This is a genomic window from Rhizobium tibeticum (assembly GCF_900110205.1).
GTDB classification, from domain to species: domain Bacteria; phylum Pseudomonadota; class Alphaproteobacteria; order Rhizobiales; family Rhizobiaceae; genus Rhizobium; species Rhizobium tibeticum.
On sequence record NZ_FOCV01000157.1, the window covers coordinates 1 to 1,277 of the forward strand.

Annotated in this window: 1 protein-coding gene and 1 pseudogene; one reads left to right on the top strand and one right to left on the bottom strand. The window is 55.0% G+C overall.

The genetic code is table 11. The annotated features are described in order from the left end of the window. Positions 1 to 465: 465 nt before the first annotated feature. Positions 466 to 807, bottom strand: coding sequence for a hypothetical protein (locus tag BSG20_RS35390; RefSeq protein ID WP_093042046.1), 342 nt, complete (start codon positions 805 to 807; stop codon positions 466 to 468). 53 nt (positions 808 to 860) lie between these two features. Between BSG20_RS35390 and BSG20_RS39150 the strand changes: the two are divergent. Beyond that, positions 861 to 1,122, top strand: a pseudogene (locus tag BSG20_RS39150) (DDE-type integrase/transposase/recombinase); the annotation flags it as partial. Positions 1,123 to 1,277 lie beyond the last annotated feature (155 nt).

The following is a 1,277-nucleotide window of genomic DNA, read 5'->3' on the forward strand; positions in this document are numbered from 1 at the left end:
CTCGGCGACCAAAGACCGGCCCCAACCGCACCTTCAAGGCATCGAGCTCACGATGCCACGCCAGAACCGACCCGGACCAACCCGCAACCGACATTGAACTTCCCTCCCACCAAATGCGGGAAGTGAATCATGATTTCCGCTAAACCGCAACTGTAGTATTAGATAGGGACCGCCTGTCGCTCTCGAAGGTTTTGTCACGTTACTGGCTGCGGTTGTCTGCGTGACGGGTTGGGCGTAGATTTCGGCGATGCAGACACGAGATCCCGTCGCCGCGCCGCGCAAACAATTCGCTACCATCGGCTCGAAGCTTTCGATGCATGGAAAATTGCGGCCGTGTCGCCTGAATATCCACGAGCCGCCGACCTTTCCAGCCAGAGAAACTAACGTGACAACACCTAGTCGGGTAGTGTCGCCTTAACATTTTCGGCGGTATTTACCGGCGGAACCCCTCAATCCAAGTGTCGGTTAACGCTCCATCAGCAACTGGAACGTGTCAATGAGGATCGCCAGAAAAACGCCAGACCCAGTGACGGTCACGCCATTCAGAAATAGCCGGCTTGCCTTGTCGTAGACGACTTTTCTCAGTGATGACGTTTGCAAAAGTAAAGCGAGGGAGCGCAGCTGAAAGACGATACCTATAGTTATGACGACCAACGTCGGCAGGTCGGCAAGTCTCCACGGTATTGGATTGCTGGCCCACTGCGTAAGGAAGCCTAGGGAAAATGAAAGCACCACCCCCACGACGGTAATCGTGCCGTTGCGGAAAAGCGTTTCTATCAGGTGTTCGTCGTCATCGTTGAGATTCATTTCCGGCTCTCCATCCCGGTGACTATCCACGCTTTCGTGTGACAATCAACCGAGAAGTGGCACTCGGTCTTGACCATTGGTCGCACAAGGGCCTCAATAATCGGGCCGAGAACAGCCATCTGCCATTTCGAAAACGGGAACGAACCATGCAAGGCCACCGATCACCAGGCACGTGCAACGGTTCGTCTCCATGCACTCAGCGACCCGCAATTGCTTTTCAGTTCAGTTCCGTCCCGTCGCCGCGCCGCGCAAACAATTCGCTACCATCCGCTCGAAGCCTTCGATGCATGGAAAATTGCGGCCTGTGTCGTCTGAATATCCACGAGCCGCTGACCTTTCCAGCCAGAGAAACTAACGTGACAACACCCTCTCGAAAGCGTCCGGCGGAGGCATTTTCGCTTGGTCGAGAGGCCGATATTATAGGCCGCGTTTCATCTCGTCTGCCATAACGCGTTCTACCACATCCGGAT